At 65.1% G+C, this 16,450-nt stretch carries 15 protein-coding genes; 1 reads left to right on the plus strand and 14 read right to left on the minus strand.

What is annotated here, in order from left to right; all coding sequences use genetic code 11:
- The 13 genes from VGH68_RS24175 to tssB form a co-directional block, all read right to left on the minus strand.
- Positions 1 to 823 (minus strand): dicarboxylate/amino acid:cation symporter (locus tag VGH68_RS24175; RefSeq protein WP_331606234.1); only part of this gene is annotated, 823 nt, incomplete at its 3' end.
- Positions 824 to 914: 91 nt separating this feature from the next.
- The gene (locus VGH68_RS24180; RefSeq protein WP_331606235.1) at positions 915 to 1,892 is read right to left on the minus strand and encodes an ABC transporter substrate-binding protein; all 978 of its coding nucleotides are present in this window, start codon (positions 1,890 to 1,892) and stop codon (positions 915 to 917) included.
- Positions 1,893 to 1,906: 14 nt separating this feature from the next.
- Positions 1,907 to 2,143, minus strand: a complete 237-nt coding sequence (locus tag VGH68_RS24185; RefSeq protein WP_331606236.1) for a hypothetical protein — start codon at positions 2,141 to 2,143, stop codon at positions 1,907 to 1,909.
- Positions 2,144 to 2,176: 33 nt separating this feature from the next.
- Positions 2,177 to 2,563, minus strand: coding sequence for a DUF4280 domain-containing protein (locus VGH68_RS24190; protein ID WP_331606248.1), 387 nt, complete (start codon positions 2,561 to 2,563; stop codon positions 2,177 to 2,179).
- Positions 2,564 to 2,571: 8 nt separating this feature from the next.
- Positions 2,572 to 3,171 carry a toxin-antitoxin system YwqK family antitoxin gene (locus VGH68_RS24195; RefSeq protein WP_331606237.1) on the minus strand — a complete coding sequence of 200 codons (600 nt, stop codon included), beginning with the start codon at positions 3,169 to 3,171 and terminating at the stop codon, positions 2,572 to 2,574.
- Positions 3,172 to 3,314: 143 nt separating this feature from the next.
- On the minus strand, positions 3,315 to 5,213 hold the full coding sequence (tssI, locus tag VGH68_RS24200; RefSeq protein WP_331606238.1) for a type VI secretion system tip protein TssI/VgrG: 1,899 nt from the start codon (positions 5,211 to 5,213) through the stop codon (positions 3,315 to 3,317).
- A 4-nt stretch (positions 5,214 to 5,217) separates the two neighbouring features.
- Positions 5,218 to 7,989, minus strand: coding sequence for a type VI secretion system ATPase TssH (gene tssH / locus VGH68_RS24205; RefSeq protein ID WP_331606239.1), 2,772 nt, complete (start codon positions 7,987 to 7,989; stop codon positions 5,218 to 5,220).
- The gene (tssG, locus tag VGH68_RS24210; protein WP_331606240.1) at positions 7,986 to 9,272 is read right to left on the minus strand and encodes a type VI secretion system baseplate subunit TssG; all 1,287 of its coding nucleotides are present in this window, start codon (positions 9,270 to 9,272) and stop codon (positions 7,986 to 7,988) included. Before tssG ends, tssH begins: the two co-directional genes overlap by 4 nt.
- Positions 9,227 to 10,990, minus strand: a complete 1,764-nt coding sequence (tssF, locus tag VGH68_RS24215) for a type VI secretion system baseplate subunit TssF (RefSeq protein WP_331606241.1) — start codon at positions 10,988 to 10,990, stop codon at positions 9,227 to 9,229. Before tssF ends, tssG begins: the two co-directional genes overlap by 46 nt.
- On the minus strand, positions 10,983 to 11,408 hold the full coding sequence (tssE, locus tag VGH68_RS24220; protein ID WP_331606242.1) for a type VI secretion system baseplate subunit TssE: 426 nt from the start codon (positions 11,406 to 11,408) through the stop codon (positions 10,983 to 10,985). The genes tssF and tssE overlap by 8 nt, the downstream gene beginning before the upstream one ends.
- Before the next feature lie 98 nt (positions 11,409 to 11,506).
- A complete protein-coding gene (locus tag VGH68_RS24225) occupies positions 11,507 to 11,995 on the minus strand; it encodes a type VI secretion system tube protein Hcp (protein WP_331606243.1) in 489 nt (162 codons plus the stop codon).
- Between the two features lie 63 nt (positions 11,996 to 12,058).
- A complete protein-coding gene (gene tssC / locus VGH68_RS24230; RefSeq protein ID WP_331606244.1) occupies positions 12,059 to 13,570 on the minus strand; it encodes a type VI secretion system contractile sheath large subunit in 1,512 nt (503 codons plus the stop codon).
- A 63-nt stretch (positions 13,571 to 13,633) separates the two neighbouring features.
- A complete protein-coding gene (tssB, locus tag VGH68_RS24235; RefSeq protein WP_331606245.1) occupies positions 13,634 to 14,200 on the minus strand; it encodes a type VI secretion system contractile sheath small subunit in 567 nt (188 codons plus the stop codon).
- Between the two features lie 346 nt (positions 14,201 to 14,546).
- Between tssB and VGH68_RS24240 the strand changes: the two genes are divergently transcribed.
- Positions 14,547 to 14,918 (plus strand): hypothetical protein, encoded by a 372-nt coding sequence (locus VGH68_RS24240; RefSeq protein WP_331606246.1) that lies wholly within the window; start codon positions 14,547 to 14,549, stop codon positions 14,916 to 14,918.
- 170 nt (positions 14,919 to 15,088) lie between these two features.
- Here VGH68_RS24240 and VGH68_RS24245 read toward each other — a convergent pair.
- Positions 15,089 to 16,450: hypothetical protein (locus tag VGH68_RS24245; protein ID WP_331606247.1), on the minus strand; the 1,362-nt coding region annotated here is incomplete at its 5' end.

Genomic DNA, 16,450 nt, shown 5'->3' on the forward strand with positions numbered 1-16,450 from the left:
CGCGCAGCGCGCCGAGCGTCTTGCCGAGCGAGTGGCTGGAGCGTTTCCAGATCACCACTGCGGCCAGCGCAACCAGCATGACCGACACCACGAAGAACGCAATGACGAACTGCAGCATGGCGTGCAGCGGCCCGACACCCGATTTGCCGAGTTGCGCGGCGCTCATGCAAAAGAGGATCAGCGGCAGCGGATAGCTCAACCAGTGCATCAGCTTCTGGCACGCGTGGTAGACCGTTTCGAGCGCCTGGCTCAAGCCGACTGAAATGCGCTCCGGCACGCGGCCGACCGCGAGGCCGAACAGCAGCGCGAATACCAGCGCCTTGAGCGCGTCGCCGTTGGCGAGCGCGGCGAAGATGTTGGTCGGCACGAGGCTCGTCAGCACGTCGGACAGGCTCAGCGACGGTTGCGGCAGATCGGCGCCGTACAGGTTCATCACCGTGTCGCTCGACGACGAGTCGCTGCCGACCATCAGGCCGAACGTCTGCATCGTCGCGGTGGACAGGTTCTTGCCCGGATGCAGCGTCATCACGACGATCGCGCCGACCACCGCGACGGTCGCCGACGCGCCGACGAACACCGTGATCACGCGCATCAGCAGCCGCGAGGTGCCGCCATCGCGAAACAGCCGCTGCAAGCTGAAGATTACCGCCGAGATCATGAACGGCAGCGTGGTCATTTTCAGCAGATCGACGTAGATGTCGCCGATGAAACCAAGCCGCTGCGCTTCGCCGGGCAGCAACAGACCGATCGTGCCGCCGATCGCGAGGCTGCCGATCACCACCCACGGGTTCAGAACGAATGCATAGATCCTGCTGGAATTCATGATGTGCTCTCTTGCGTGTAGACCGTGTACCGATGCGCGTATGCGTGCATGCGCCTGCTTTGTCGCTTGTTAGTGGCTTGCCGGCGGCTCATCAGTGAGTGGTCGCCTGAAGAACCGTATTTACGTCGTACCGGGTATTGCGCTCCGCGAGGAACTGATTGACGAAGGCGAGCAGCGTCGGCGACGACACGTTCACGCCGATCGCCAGGGTGTCTTCCAGATCCTGCAGCGTGACCACGCGCAGTCGCAGCGACGCGGTCGGGTCCACTTTCAGCACGCGCTTCACCTCGAATTCGTCGCGATAGGCGGCCGTCACTTCGCCCGTGTTCAGCGCGGCGAGCACCGCCTCCCAGGTCGGATAGCTGCGCACCTGCGCCTGCGGGAAATTGCCCGTCACATACGTCGCATACGACGAATTGGCGACCACGCCGATCGAGCCGTCATAGTTGCGGATCACCTCCGGCACCGCCCGGCCATGCGCGAGCTGCGCGAACTTCACGCGATTGAGCAGCAGCGCGCGCTTGAGGCTCAGATACGGCGTGCTGAAGCTGATCACCTGGGCGCGCGCGAGCGTGCGCGACAGTTTGCTCACCGCGATATCCGCCTGGCCTTTGGCGAGCAGGCTCACGACGTCGTCGAAGCTTTTCGCGTCGCGGTTGAAGCGCACCTTCACGCCGAGCTTCTTCGCGATGTCCTCGGCGAGCGTGATGTCGAGTCCGCTGAGCTGGCCGGCGTGCTCTTCGAAGAACGGCGGCTGGTCGACCCCGAGCACCGCGACCACCAGTTCGCCGCGCGCGACGATGCGCGCGAACTCTGGTGCGAGCAGGCGGCCGTCGGGCATCTGGATCAGCCCCGTGGACGTGGTGGTCAGCGACGGCGCCGGGGCCGAAGCGGCACTATCGGCGGCGGCAGCGGCCGGCGCATGATGCGCGGGCGAGTTGCCGGCCGCGCTGGCGGGCAGCACGATCAACGAGTTCAGCGCGAGCGCAGCCGCCGCGAGCCACGCGGCGCCGCGCGCCCCGCCAATCCGGCTAAAGCTGCGGGCAACGTTCAGAAACAGAGACGACATAACAAGTACCAGTCCTAGAGAGTCGAAGAAGCAGGCGCCGGGGGCGACGCTGGGGTGGGCGAAACGCTACCGGCGTCTGGCGAGCTTTGCGGTGCGACCGTGCCGGTCGACACCGTCGCGGGCGCGGCCGCAGTTGGGGACGTGTCCGGCGACGCGGCAAAGCGCGTACCGATCTCGATCCCCAGCAGGAACAACAGCACGCCGAGCAACAGCGCGCAGGTCGCGGCGATCGTCAGCATTCGCGAGGTCATCGAAAAAACGTATTGCTGCATCGGACACGGCCCTTACGGAATCATGGTGGTGAACTGCGCGGGGGCGACCACCTGGATCACGCCGCCCCACGAACACATCAGCTTCGACGCGTCGTTCAGCGCCGGCTGTCCGCCGATCAGCACGGTCGGCGAACCCGGCACCCACGGCGCGGCGGTGACCGGCAGACACGGCATCGGCGTCAGCGCGCCGAGCGCGGCGGCCGTCGCGGCGGCGACCATCGGATTGCCCATGCAGCTGCAGGTGCCGAACGGCATCACGTTGACCATCGGCAGGTGATCCATGATCGTCGCGGCCGGCGCGCCGGACAGCACCGCGTTCAGCGGCAACACGTTGAGCGTGCCGGGCGCGGCGCCGAAGCTGCATTGCACGGTGGTGCCGGAGGTAATCTGCATGCCCATCGCCAGGTCTAGCCCCTCACCCATTTCTCGAACTGTTTGACGATGCGTGGAGCGCCCGGCGCGCCGGCTGCCGGCGCCGCGGCGACACTGCGCCATTCGCCTTGCGGCTTGCCCTTCGCGTACATGCGCTGTTCCATCACGCTGCCGTCGGGCGCGAAACGGCGCACCGTGCCGTCGAGCAGATTCGCGCGATACGGCGACGCCTGCACCAGCGTGCCGTCGCGCGCGTAGTCGCGGGCTTCGCCTTCGAGCAGGCCGTGGCGATAGTTCATACGCCGCACGACCACGCCATCGTTCATATAAAGCGCCTCGCGCTCGAGCTTGCCGGCCTCGTAATGGAGCCGCGACGTGACCAGTCCGGACGGCGCGTACGACACGCTCTCGCCGTGCAATACGCCGTGCACGTAGTGCTGGCGCGCGGCCGGATTGCCCTCCAGATATAACGTCGTCACTCCGTGCAGCTTGCCGTTGAGGTAGTGCGCGTGCGTGAGCGGCGTGCCCTGCGCGTCGAACGTGCGCAGCGGGCCGCTCAGCGCGCCGTGCGCGAAGTGCGCGTGTTGCAGCAGCGTGCCGTCCGGCGCATAGCGCGTGCTCTCGCCATGCGGCACGCCCGCCACCAGCGACGCGCGGCCGACCAGATGGCCGGACTCGTCGCGCTCCTCGACGATGCGCGCGAGACCCTCCGCCGGCGCGCTATGCGCGCTCGCGGATGAATCGGCCGGTGGTGACAGGAAGGTTTCGATCGCTGGCCTCAGTTCAATTTGACGATCCCGCCTTTCAGCGCGAGCATCCCGCCACCGTCGACGGTCTGCGTGGCCGACGCCTTGTGCGACAGCGTCATCCCTTCGCTGCTCAACGTCGTGCCGGCCTTGCTCGAATGCGTGGTGCCGGCTTCGCTCGCGAGCGACGTGCCGGCCTTGATGCTGACCGACCCGCTCACGTCGATGACCAAATTGCCGCTCACCTTCAGCGTGTAATTGCCGCTGACGTTCTGCGTGAACGCCGCATGGTTGGTATGCGTCTCGTCGCCGGTGATGTCGAGCGTGCGCGTGCCCTTGACGTTGTGCGTCTCCTTGCCGGTCTGCACGTCGACGGTGCGGTCGCCCTTCTGGATCACGTGCGATTCGGCGCCGGCGATCACCGTGGTGCTCAGCGCGTTCTCGATCGACACGTTCATGTCTTTCTGCGCATGGAAATACAGCTCTTCCGAATTGAGCTTGTCTTCCATGCGGATTTCGTTGCCGGCGGTGCCGCTCTTCGACGAACGCGACAGCATCACGCTTTGCGTCTGCAGCGAAGGCAGCGCGACCGGAGGCGTGTTCTGGCCGTTGTATACGCAGCCGGTCACGAGCGGCCGGTCGGGGTCGCCATCGACATAGCTGACCACCACCTCCTGGCCGATGCGCGGCAGCACCAGATGCCCCCAGCCCTGGCCCGCCGACGCCTGCGACACGCGCACCCAGCACGAGCTGTTTTCGTCGGCGCCCGCACTGCCGTCCCAGTAGAACTTCAGCTTGACGCGGCCGTTCGCATCGGTCCAGATCTCTTCGCCCGACGAGCCGACCACTTTGGCGGTATGCGTGCCGGCCACCACCGGCCGCGGCGTCGCGAGCGGGGCGCGAAACGGCACCGCTTCCGGGAACACGTCGAAGTCGTTGCTATAGGTGTCGTTCGACGCGGTATGCGCGACCGCGCGCACCACGTACGCAACGTTCAGCGCGCTGTTCACATGGCCACTCAGCGTGAACGACGTACCGGCGGTCAGCGAGTAGCAGTAGCCGTTGCCATGGCCGGTCTGCTGCTGGACCGTTTGCGCGGCGAGCCGGACCGCGGCCTTGCGGGCGCCTTCCGCGCTGGTTGCGTACTTGCCGGGAAACACATAGCTGCGCCCGGTCGGCACCGATGCACTCCCGCTCGACGAAGCGGTGGAGCCCGCCGCCGTCAGATAGTCGTAGTCGGCGAGCACGTGTTCGCCCGCCACGATGTGCTGCGTCATCGTGAATTCGGCCACGCGCTCGGCGCGCGGCGCGATGCTGCTGTCGGGTGCGAAATACAGCGTCGCGGCCTGGCCGGTCTGGTGCGCGGACGCGCTGTCGGCGAGCACCATCGTATGGCTGCCGTTCGCGAACGTGAAGAAGTAGAAGATGCCCTCTTCCTCCATCAGACGCGAGATGAAATCGAACGCGCTTTCGTCGTACTGCACGCAGTATTCGCGCACTGCATAGTCGCTGCCACTGATGCGCAGCTCGAACGTGACCTGGAAGTTGCCGAGCACGGTCTTCACGATATCGAGTGCGCTCTGGTTCTGGTAGATCATCCGGTCGCGCCCGAGCGTGAGCAGCCATAGGCGCGGCGCGAGTTCGGCCGAGTAGAACGCGTACTGCGCATTCGCACCGGCGTGCGCGAAGCGCTTGACGATGCCGCTGAAGTAACGCGCGCTGCCGGCCTGATCCTTGACCGTGACCGTCACGGGCTTGCCGATGATGGTCTGCGCATCGAGCGCCTTGTTGGTCGAGCGCATCCGCAGGTCGAAGTGAAACGGCGCGGAAATCGCCTCGCGGCCCGCGAAGCCATCGAGCAGCAACACGTCCGTGCCGAACGGCGTCGTCACGGAGATGAACCAGTTGTCCTGGCTGGGCACGCTCGACATGCTGCTACGCCTCCTCGACGGTCAGGAAGCGGTATTCGATGCCGCCGCTCGCGTTCACCACCAGATGCACACCGCCGAACGGTTCGGAGATCGAGATGCGTTCGAGCACCTGGCGCGCGAGCTCGGGCAGGATCGATTGCGTGAGGATGTGATCGACGTTGCGCGCGCCGCTATCCACTTCCTTGCAGCGCTCGGTGATCAGCGCGGCGAGCGGTTCGTCCCACGTGAGGCGCGCATGATGATTGCTCTCGAAACGCTGCGCGAGCCGCGTGAGCTTCAGATTGACGATCGAGTGGATCTGCGCGTCGCCGAGCGGGTAATACGGCACCAGCACCAGACGGCCGAGAAACGCGGGACTGAACTGGCGCAGCAGCGCGGGGCGCAGGCGTTCGATCAGCGCTGCGGGTTCGGGGCGGCGCGCGCCCGCGCACGCATCGGTGATGATGTCCTGCGCCGCGTTCGAGGTCAGCAGGATCAGCGTGTTCTTGAAGTCGATCGGCACGCCCTCGCCGTCTTCCATCACGCCCTTGTCGAACACCTGGAAAAACAGTTCGAGCACGTCCGGATGCGCTTTTTCCATTTCGTCGAGCAGCACGACGCTGTACGGACGGCGCCGCACCGCTTCGGTCAGCACGCCGCCGCGTCCATAGCCGACGTATCCCGGCGGCGCGCCCTTCAGCCCCGACACGCTGTGCGCTTCCTGGAACTCGGACATGTTCACGGTGATCATGTTGCGCTCGCCGCCATACAGCGTATCGGCCAGCGCGCACGCGGTCTCGGTCTTGCCGACGCCGCTCGGGCCGACCAGCAGGAATACCCCGACCGGCTTGCCCGGATCGTCGAGGTCCGCACGGAACGTGCGCACCCGGCGCGCGATCGCATCGAGCGCCTGGTCCTGGCCGACCACGCGTTCGGCCAGCTTGTCCTGCAGATACAACACCGTGTGCAGTTCGTCCGCGAGCATGCGGCCGACCGGAATGCCGGTCCAGCCGGAAATCACTTTCGCGACCACCGACGAATCGACGCAGACCGGTACCATCGGCTCATCGCTCTGCACCGCTTCGAGGCCTTTTTCGAGGCGGCCGAGGTTGGCGGTCAGCGACGCGGCGTCGTCCGCGTCGTCGCCATCGGCCGTGTTGCGCCCGTCGGCCAGATGCTCGGCGATCTTCTTGCGCCACGCGATGATCTCGCCGACCGCGTGCTTTTCGGTGACGAGCTTGTCGGACAGCCGCGCATGGCGCGCGCGTTCGTCTTCGAGCTGCTTCGTGATCGTGGCGATCGCATCGGCGCGGTCGCTGCCGGTCGCCGCTTCGTGACGCAGGATGCGCAACTGGTTCTCGTTGCTTTCGATCGAGCGCCCGAGCGCCTCGATTTCCTCCGGCACGCCATTCTGGCCGATCGCAACGCGCGCGCACGCGGTGTCGAGCACGCTGATCGCCTTGTCCGGCAACTGGCGCCCGGTGATATAGCGATGCGACAGCCGCACCGCGTCGCGCACCGCGTCATCGAGAATTTCGACGCCGTGATGGTCGGCGAGCTTGGCGACCATCCCGCGCAGCATGTCGATCGCGACGGCCTCGCTCGGCTCCTCGACCTTCACGACCTGGAAGCGCCGCGCGAGCGCCGGATCGCGTTCGACGTATTTCTTGTACTCGGCCCACGTCGTCGCCGCGATCGTGCGCAACTCGCCGCGCGCAAGCGCCGGCTTCAGCAGGTTGGCCGCATCGCCCTGACCTTCGCTGCCGCCCGCGCCGATCAGCTGATGCGCTTCGTCGATGAACAGGATCACCGGCACCGGCGACGCCTTCACCTCGGCGATCACCGACTTCAGCCGATTCTCAAATTCGCCTTTGACGCCGGCGCCGGCTTGCAGCAAAGCGAGATCGAGCGAGCGCACGGATACGTTTTGCAACGCGGGCGGCACGTCGCGCTGCACGATCCGTTGCGCGAAGCCTTCGACCACCGCGGTCTTGCCGACGCCCGCCTCGCCGGTCAGGATCGGATTGTTCTGGCGGCGCCGCAGCAGCACGTCGATCAATTGACGAATTTCGGCGTCGCGGCCGCGAATCGGGTCGATTGCGCCGTCGCGGGCAAGCGCGGTCAGGTCGACCGTGTACTGGTCGAGCGCGCTATGCGCGCCGCCGGGTGCGCGCGACATCGACGGCATCTGCGGTTGCTGCGGTTGCTGCGGCGCGGCGGCGTCCGTCGCGGCTTTGCCCGCCGCATCGGCCGGGTTGCCAGCGGCACCGCCGGTGGATCGGCCAGCCGCGTTGCCGGCCGGCGACGCGGCGCCGCCCGCATCTTCGGCGGAGCCCGCCAGCACCTTCGCCAGTTGCTCACGCAAGCTGGCGCGCGGAATGTTCAGCAATGCCGGCGCCGATTCGAGCAGCAAGCCGCGCAGGCTGTCGATTTCGAGCAGCGCGAGCGTCAGCGTGCCCGAACGCACTTGTTGCTCGCCGAGCAGCATCGAACTGAGCAGCCACGCTTCCTGAAACAGCGCGGAGAAATTCGGCGACAGCGCGGGCGTGCGGCCATTGCCGCGCTTGAACTGGTCGATCGCTTTGTGCAGCTGCGCGATCAGCGTGTCCGGCTTGATCTGGAAATGCTTGAGGATCGCCTGCAGATCGGGCGCATCGGATTCCAGCAGCGTCAGCAACAGATGTTCGACGTCGACGTTGTAGTGGGTCTGCCGCACGCACAATTGCGCGGCCTGCTCCATCGCGTGCTTGCACTCGGGATTGAGCTGGGCCAACAGCGTACGGATATCGATGTTCATGCGCGCAATCCTTCGTGATCAATCCCGCCGCCGGTGGCCGCGCGTAGCGCGAGCCGCACCGCGGCGGGTGCCGGTGCGCTCGGCCGTGCTGCGGCGGCGATGCCGCGAGCGTGGGCCGGCAACGGCGTTTCGTGAGTGTCACCGGTCGTGCCGCCGGCTTCGCCGTCATCGCCGCCACGGTGCGCGCCGCCGGCCAGCCACGAAGTCCAGCCGAGCCGCGCCGCGCGCGAGCCGCCGAGCGCGCAGCTCACAGGCTGGGGCGCGAGCTTCAGCACGAACTCGACGTCGAAATCCTGTTGCAGATAACAGCGAATCAGCCAGTGCGCGAGCGCGTGATCGCGGCCGCCTGGCAGCAGTGCCGCAAACCGCTCGCGCGATAGATCGGCGAACTCGATCCGAATGCCCGCGGCCTGGTCCCATGCGCGGCGACCCAGCACGCTCTGCCCGCCGAGCCGCGGCGCGCGCGAACCGACGCGCGCGAGCCGCAGCGAATCGCCTGCATCGATCTCACGCCAGCCGCCGACGAACTGCGCGCCGCGCACCGTGATGCGCAGCCGGTCGGACAGCAGCGCGAGCAGGCCCGTCATCGAGCGCGGCGCCGCGCTGAGCAGCCCCGCGTGCCGGATCCATAGCCGTTCGTCGTGCGGTCCGCGCTGCGCGCCGCGCAGCCCGAGATGGCTCAATGTGTCGAGGCAGGTGGCGAGCGCCGACGCATGCGGCGAGCGCCAGTTCAGACCCGGTGCGTGCTTCTTGCGGCTGCGATAGAGAAACGACAGGAAGCGGTGATTGAAGATGTCGAGCAGGTCGGCCGTCGCGAAGTCGCGCCTCGCGCACGCTTCGAGCACCAGCTCGGTAAACGGCATCGGCAGCGGGCCGTTCGCACCGGCGAGCGTCAGCGCCGCGGTCGACAGCGTGTACGCCGGGCGCCGTCCCGCGTGCGCTGGATGTGCGTGAGGCGCGTCGTGTTCAGCGTCGGCCGGCGACACCGCGGGGTCATCGCGCGAATCTTCGCGCGCTTCAGTGCGTACCTCGCTGCGTACGTCATCGCGCAACCCGCCGCGCCGCACGCCGCGTACGTCGCTCGGCTCGAACGCGAGCGACACCAACCCGCTCAGGCGCACCGCCTCGCCCGCGCCATTGCCGCGGCCGAGCGCACGCGCATGCGGCACCGCACGTTCGAGCAGACTGATCGCCTGGAACAGGTCGAAGCCTTGCGGGTTCGCGATGAGCCGGGCGATCAGAGCAGTTGCTGGCAACCGGTCATCGGCTCCCATTGCTTCCATATCTCGTCTCCGCGGCGCACCACCAACCGCACAAAAGAATTGACCGACGTGTACATCGCGAAAAAGCGTGCGAGCACCGCGCCCATCAGCAGCGGCGAGCCGCCGACGAACGCGTGCGCGTCGAACTCGATGCTCACTTCGGTGCCGCGACAGTAGCCGCGCCACGCGTCGGCACCGACGTGCGCGGTCACGTTGCGCGCCTGAATGCTTTTGATGCCGCGAATCTGATCCTGCTCGCGGGTGCTCTCCGACGCGAACAGCCGCAGCATTTCCTGCAATTGCTTCTGACCGGTCGCACCGCTCACCAGCGATTGATAGTTCAGCGTGAGCAACGAAATCAGCCGCCACAGCGTGTCGCTGCCGAGCGGCGGATTGCGCTGCAAGGTCGGTTCGTACAGGCAGCGCACGCGCGCATTCTGCGACACCTTCTCGACCAGCAGCCGCGCGCCGAGCGGCACCTGTTCGGCCAGATGCCGGTTGGTGCACAGCAGGTTCGCGTAGACGACCGGCTCGCTCGGCTGACTCAGCGCGTTGCTCGCGTCGACGAAGCTGACGAACACATCGGTGCCCTGCACGTTCTCGCGCAGGCTATGCTCGCGCCGCGCGGACCAGAACACCGTCGCACCGTTGGTGTCGACATGATCGATCGCGGAGAAACCCGGCACGCTCGCCGAGCGTTCTGTCGACGGGTCCGATGCGACCACCGAGACGATCGAATGGATCTCCGTCATCGCGTCCCGGCGCTGATCCGCGACCAGACGATATTCGTAATGACGATGGTCGATCGCGATCGGCTCGCTGGTCTGCGAGAACAGATTCACGATCGGCGTGCAGCCAAGCTTGAAATGCTGCGCGCCGAGCATGCCGAGTCCGCGCGGCAAACGTTCGAGATGGAGCACGATCTCGCACTTGCGGCCGGTGCCCAGGCGGCCCGCCAGATGATGCAGATCGAAGAAATGAAACTTGCGCGGGAACGCGAAATATTCCTGCATCAATCCATAGGCCGGCTGCGCATGCGATGGCTGCGGCAACACGTTGTCTTGCGGCGCGTAGCCGACCTCGCGCCACGCCGACGCGGGCAGCACGACACCGCTGCCGCCTTCCGGGCGCAGCGAAACATCGGTCACGCTGGACACCAGCAGCTCGTAGAGCGGCATCGTCACCATCCAGTCGCCATGCAGATGGATGCGCAACTGCGTCAGTTCGAGTTCCGAAAAATCGACGCCGGGCTCGCATTCGAGCGTGAGACGCAGCGTCGAGTCGTCGCCGAAACCCGCTTTCGTGATCGTGAGCGGCCACAGCACCGTGTCCCACGCGGTGCGGAACCGGCACGCATCGCCGCCTTCGGTGAGCGCTTGCAGACCCGTGTGACGCGGCACCTTGAAGCCCGCCGTCACCTTGCCCTGGGCGGGATCGAGTTCGAACTGCGCGACGCTCACCGACGGGGTCGGCTGAACCAGCGTCGGACACACGTTATCGAGCAGCGCCGATGCGACCTGCGGAAATTCCTGATCTAGATCGCGATGCACGCGCGCGGCGAGAAAGGCGGTCGCTTCGATCAAACGCTCGGTGTGCGGATCCAGCGATTCGGTGCCGTGCAGCGCGAGCCGCGCGGCGACTTTCGGGTAGCGCTGCGCGAAATCGGCGCCTTGCGTGCGCAGATACGACAGCTCGCGCTTGTAGTACTGGAGAATATCGTCGGGGGCGAGTTCAGCCATGGTCCACCCAACGCGGATTGGTGTAGCTGTCGCCCGAGGCGGCCAGCTGGAATGCCACGTGGCCTACGCCGCTTGCTTCGCGCAACCGGCCGTCGATCACGAGCAACGCATCGCTGCGATCGGCGGGAAAAGCAAAAGTGACGGTGACGTTCGCCAGACGCGGCTCGAACAGCTCGATTGCGCGCCGCACCGCCGCGGCGATCGCGTCGCGATCGGCGCCCGAGCGCAGTGACCGCTCGGAGAAATCCGGCACGCCGTAGTCGATCACCGTGCCGTCGCTGGCGGAGAACGCCGCGACGGTGAGCCGCGAACGCGTGTTCAGCAACCTGCCCAGATCGCGCGCCACCGACTCGCGCAGCGCGTTCGCACCGACGAGTTGGGTCTCGCCGCCAGCGGCGAGACGGTCGAACAAGGGCACGGCGGAACCCCTTGATAATGCCGGCATGAAGCGAGTACTCCTGGTGCGCGGATGGTAAGACGATGCTGGCTGACGCGGCCCACCGTGAACGAACGGGATCAGGCAGCCGGCGCAACCGCGACGTTCTTGGTCAGATCCCAGCCGAACGACGCGGTGCCCTTCTTGGTCGAGTCGGTCTTTTGCTGCGTGTACTCGGCGGTCACCTGCGTGAAGTTGATCGAGAAACTGTCGCCCATGCCGCCGCCGCCGCCCGTGGAAATCGACGAGATCATCGCGTTGGTGAGCACGTATTTCATGTGCAGCATGAACGTGCCGTTTTCATTACGGCCGATCGACAAGGTCGCGTCGCCGAGCTTGGTGCCGGCCGCGCACGCGGCGTACAGCCCCGGCGTCGACTGGTCGGTGCTCTTCGAGAGCGAGAACTCCGCGAAGTTCGGCCGGCCGAGCGTACGCTCGGTGTTGGTCGCGTCGAGCCCCATCGGCAACGACACCGCGTGCGAGAACGAGTGGATCACGATCTGATCGGTGTAGCCGTCGATCATCGCGTTACCCTTGATGTCCTTGATCAGGAGAAGAATCGTATCCATGACAGTCCTGTTTTAATTGAGTAGTTGAGCAGATGCGCGTGCGGCCGGGTCGCACGCGATGCATCAGGCTGCCGCCGCCGGCAGTTCCGCGACGAGACGAATCGACGCGGTCAGTTCTTCCATCTGGAAGTGCGGGCGCAGGAAGCAGGTGGCGCGATACGCGCCCGGCTTGCCCGGCACTTCCGTCACGTCGACACGCGCTTCGCCGAGCGGGTAACGCGCTTTCGATTCCTGCGATGCCGACGGATTGATCAGCACGTAGTCCGCGATCCAGTTGTTCAGATAGTTCTCGACGTCGGCGCGGGTCTGGAAGCTGCCGATCTTGTCGCGGATGATGACCTTCAGGTAGTGCGCGAAGCGCGACGCCGCGAGCACGTACGGCAGACGCGACGACAGTTGCGCGTTCGCGTTCGCCGCATCCTTGTTGTAGACCTTCGGGCGATTGGTCGTCTGGCTGCCGAAGAAGGTCGCGTAGTTCGAGCCCTTCGAGTTGACGATCGCGATAAAGCCGAGATCGTTCAGTTCCTTCTCGCGGCGATCGGTGATCGTCACTTCGGTCGGGCACTTCAGTGCGATATCGCCTTCGCCGGTCTTGAACGTGTGAGCGACCATGCCGTCGACTTTACCGCCGCCTTCGACGCCGCGGATCGCGGTCGACCAGCCGTAGTTCGCGAACGCGCCGGTGATGCGCAGGCCGAGCTGATACGCGGAGTTCGCCCACAGGTACTTGCCGTGGTCGGTGCCGTCGACGTCTTCCTCGAAGTTGAACGTGTCGACCGGCCGGGTCTTCGCGCCATACGGCAGACGTGCCGCATACGACGGCAGCACCAGCGACACGTAGCGCGAATCTTCTGAATCGCGGAAGCTGCGCCAGGCGGCGAGCTCGGCGCTTTCGAACGTCTTCGACAGATCGCGCGCGACACCGAGTTCGGTGTACGACTTGATATCGAACAGGCTCGGCGCGGCCGATGCGATGAACGGCGCGTGCGCGGCGGCGGCCACCTTCGAAATGCGTTCGAGCAGCGCGAGATCCTGCGGATGACGGCCGAAGCTGTAGTCACCGATCAGCAGCGAGTACGGGTAACCGCCGAAGGTACCGTATTCCTCTTCGTAGACCTTCTTGAACAGCACGCTCATATCGTGATCGACGGCCGTTTCGAGGTCTTTCAGCAATTCCTTCTTGGTCACGTTCAGCAGACGCAGCTTCAGCTTCGAGCTCGTCTCGGTGCCGTACACCATGTCGTGCAGACCGGTCCACGACGCTTCGAGCGTCTGGAACGCCGGGTCGTGCATGATTGCGTTCAACTGGTCGGTCAACAGCTTGTCGATTTCGGCGACACGCTCGTTGATCATCGCGACCACGGTCTTGTCCGGGCTCGTGCGCATGCCTTCGTCGAGAATCTGCGACGCGAGCTGACCGATCAGCTTTTTCGCGTAGACGCTTTGCGATTCTTCGACCGCCATGTTGCCTTCATGAACGATTTGTTCAAGCAGGCTCAGTTCGACGCCCGGCGCCGCTGCTTCGAGTGTCTGGGTATCGCTTGCCGCGCTGCCCGCTGCATTGTTGCTTGCCATCTGGATCACCTGTAAAAGTTCGTTATGCCCGCCCTTGGGGGCAGGCAATGCCTGCGGCCGCCATCAGGCGGCGGGCGCGCCGTCGGTGGCCGGCTCGGCCGCGGGTTGCGCTTCGGGCGCCGCGCCCGCCGGCTTGTCACCCGCGCTTGCCTGGCTTTGAACTTTCTTCAGCTCCTCCGAGTTCTGGACGATGCGCTCGAGAATGTGGTCGAGCTCGTCGTTACCGTCGAGCTTGGCCAGCAGATCGCGCAGTTGCTGACGTGCTTCGAGCAGCTTCGCGAGGCGCGGCACTTGCTGCACGATCGCTTCCGGATGGAAGTCGCCGAACTTGCCGAACTTCAGTTCGACCTTCAGATTGCCTTCGCCTTTCATCGTGTCGGGCACGGACAGATCCAGACGCGGCGCGATCTTGCTCATGATCCCGTCGAAGTTGTCACGATCGATCTCGACGAGCCGGCGCTCTTTGAGCTTCGGCAGAGGCTCTGCCGGATGGCCCGACAAATCGGCCAGAAGACCGACGACCATCGGCAGCTCACGCTTCTCGAGCGCATCGCCGATTTCCACGTCATAGGTGATCTGGACGCGCGGCGGGCGGTTACGCCCGACCCACTTCTGCAAACTATTGGACATACGTGTCTCCCGCGAGAGCTCGCAAGCATTGAGAAAACCGTCCCGCCCCGCTCACGCCGAAAAGGCGGCCAGCGAATCAGGTCATTCCGGGGTAGAACGCGCCGGGTTCGCCCTGGCGCGCACAAACACCGTCATACACGTATCGGCATGGACGGTGGAATCTTTAGGCTTTTTCTTCCAATGTCGGGTTAGTACCTATCAATAGCGATGCCAACTAATTTTTCCGCCCCGCTTCGGACCAGCGATGCCGACGCCTTTGCGCGGCGTCCGAAACATAGCGCGCGACGCGCGGCGAACAGGCTCGCATGGCGGCGCGTAATACCTTTTTCTCAAGTGCTCGTTATCAATGCCGTTACACGGATATCCGTATCAGTCGCCAATCAGCCGCCAATCATTTGCCAATGCTTCCGATGCCGATTGGCAATGCACAAACCCGAGGATGCAAATGAAAGGCGATAAATACTGTTATGAAATCATTCAGCATCAAATCGCGCCGAGCGGATTCACAGCCGGCGCAATTGCCGAAAGCCATAACAGGATCAAGACTCTTCGGGATGCCGAAAAGATGACGCGCCGTGGCGAGCGCGAAGTCGCGCAAAGCGATCTGCGCGGCACGCTGACCCAGCAATTCGAACGAGACGTCAAAGGCGCGCAAACGCTTGCGAAAAAAACGATCAAGGGATTGATCAACACATTTCCAACACGCGCGAATACGTAAAAAGACGCGAATAATATTCGTCAAGCGTTACGTGTATCGCAACATGGCCAGTTACGACGATCCCTGTTCGACCCTGCATGGCGGCACATCGCGCGACCTCGATAGCACGACCGCGAAAACCGCCGCGCTCGCGCCATCCCTGTTCCCGGATTGAGCCGGGTTGCGTGTGCTCACGTCGAAGCGACGAATGCGGCGGCCTTGTCGAGCGCCGTAGACTGCCCGTGGTGATTCACCGCGTGATCGAGCAGGCCCTGAATATTCGCGCGCATGTCCGTTTGCCGCGGCAGGAACTTGAAACCCGAGCTCTGCATATACTGCGCGCCGTAACTCTTGAGCCGCGCAAAATAAGCGGCGCCGCTGTCATAGGTTATGCGGTCGACGACCTCTCGACCCGTTTCGTTCGGTTCCCTGAACAGGTTCACGAGCGTCATCAGGCTGCCACAAATGCCGGTATTGAGCGTGAGCATCGGAATCAGCGGGCTCGCATCGCAACCTTCCTGGAAGAAAGCCTTGAACCTGTCGAGATCGTGGATGATCCCGCCTTTGCTCGCATCCATGTTCGGCTGGAACTGAAGGCCGTTCGCGCCCGGATCGCGCGTGGCCAGCTCGCGCTCGGCCCAATAGAACTCGCGCGCCCTGGCCAGAAACGCGTGGATCTTGCTCTGCTCCCACAGGCGGAAGGTGAATTTCACCAGCCATTCGACACCGGTGACGATCGCCGACACGAGGCTGCCCGCGCCTGGCAGAAACGAGCTGAGCGCCAGCGAAACCGCGCCTTTCAGCGCGGTCCACAGCCCCTGGAAAATGCCGGTTTCCATTTCGCCTTCGAGTGCGGACGCGATCAGCTCCGGGTGGCCAGGGGTGATTTCGATGCGCCGCCGCTGCAGCCACGCACCGACTTTTTCAACCGCCGCGCGCAGCGTCTTGACGATGCCCGCGCCGAGATCGATGGCCGCGCCGACGAACGGCGCCGCGCTCGCGAGGCACTGGGTGACGACGATCTTGATCAGCGAACGCACCACCCCGCCGGCGACGTTGAAGGTGCTGGCCGACGCGCCGAGCAATGCATTCTTGATCTTCTCGAACGCCCACGTGACCGCGGCTTCGACTTCGCGGCGCAGATTGTTCAGCGTCTCGGTGACCGTGATCAGCGCGCTCGCGGCCAGCGTGGCCGGCAGCACCCACGGATTGAGGAACAGGGCCGGATCTTCCTTGATGACTTCGAAGCCGGCCTTGCTCACCGGATAGGTCCACGTGACCTTGGATTTGACGACCGTGCTATCGGCGTTATCCATGCCGGGGCGCACGGTGCCGGTCGCCGCCCAGCGCCGCTCGCGGCCGAGTGGCGCGCTCACGCCGAAAATCGAATCGGCCGTCTTGCCGATTTTCGGCACCGACTTCACGGCCGTCCCGGCGCCCCTGACGAGCGCCTGCTGCGACACCGAGTGTCCGCCGATATCGACATGGCGCGCGGCCTGCGTTGCGCTGTCGAGATGATGCGTATTCGTCGCGAAGCCGGCGCCGACCGCGCC

The sequence above is a fragment of the Paraburkholderia sp. genome, from assembly GCF_036488505.1.
Taxonomy (GTDB): Bacteria; Pseudomonadota; Gammaproteobacteria; order Burkholderiales; family Burkholderiaceae; genus Paraburkholderia.

Coding starts and splice junctions, on each gene's coding strand:
- VGH68_RS24180 (WP_331606235.1), bottom strand. CDS start 1,892: ATGTCGTCTCTGTTTCTGAACGTTGCCCGCAGCTTTAGCCGGATTGGC.
- VGH68_RS24185 (WP_331606236.1), bottom strand. CDS start 2,143: ATGACCTCGCGAATGCTGACGATCGCCGCGACCTGCGCGCTGTTGCTC.
- VGH68_RS24190 (WP_331606248.1), bottom strand. CDS start 2,563: ATGGGCATGCAGATTACCTCCGGCACCACCGTGCAATGCAGCTTCGGC.
- tssI (WP_331606238.1), bottom strand. CDS start 5,213: ATGTCGAGCGTGCCCAGCCAGGACAACTGGTTCATCTCCGTGACGACG.
- tssH (WP_331606239.1), bottom strand. CDS start 7,989: ATGAACATCGATATCCGTACGCTGTTGGCCCAGCTCAATCCCGAGTGC.
- tssG (WP_331606240.1), bottom strand. CDS start 9,272: ATGGAAGCAATGGGAGCCGATGACCGGTTGCCAGCAACTGCTCTGATC.
- tssF (WP_331606241.1), bottom strand. CDS start 10,990: ATGGCTGAACTCGCCCCCGACGATATTCTCCAGTACTACAAGCGCGAG.
- VGH68_RS24225 (WP_331606243.1), bottom strand. CDS start 11,995: ATGGATACGATTCTTCTCCTGATCAAGGACATCAAGGGTAACGCGATG.
- tssC (WP_331606244.1), bottom strand. CDS start 13,570: ATGGCAAGCAACAATGCAGCGGGCAGCGCGGCAAGCGATACCCAGACA.
- tssB (WP_331606245.1), bottom strand. CDS start 14,200: ATGTCCAATAGTTTGCAGAAGTGGGTCGGGCGTAACCGCCCGCCGCGC.
- VGH68_RS24240 (WP_331606246.1), top strand. CDS start 14,547: ATGCCGTTACACGGATATCCGTATCAGTCGCCAATCAGCCGCCAATCA.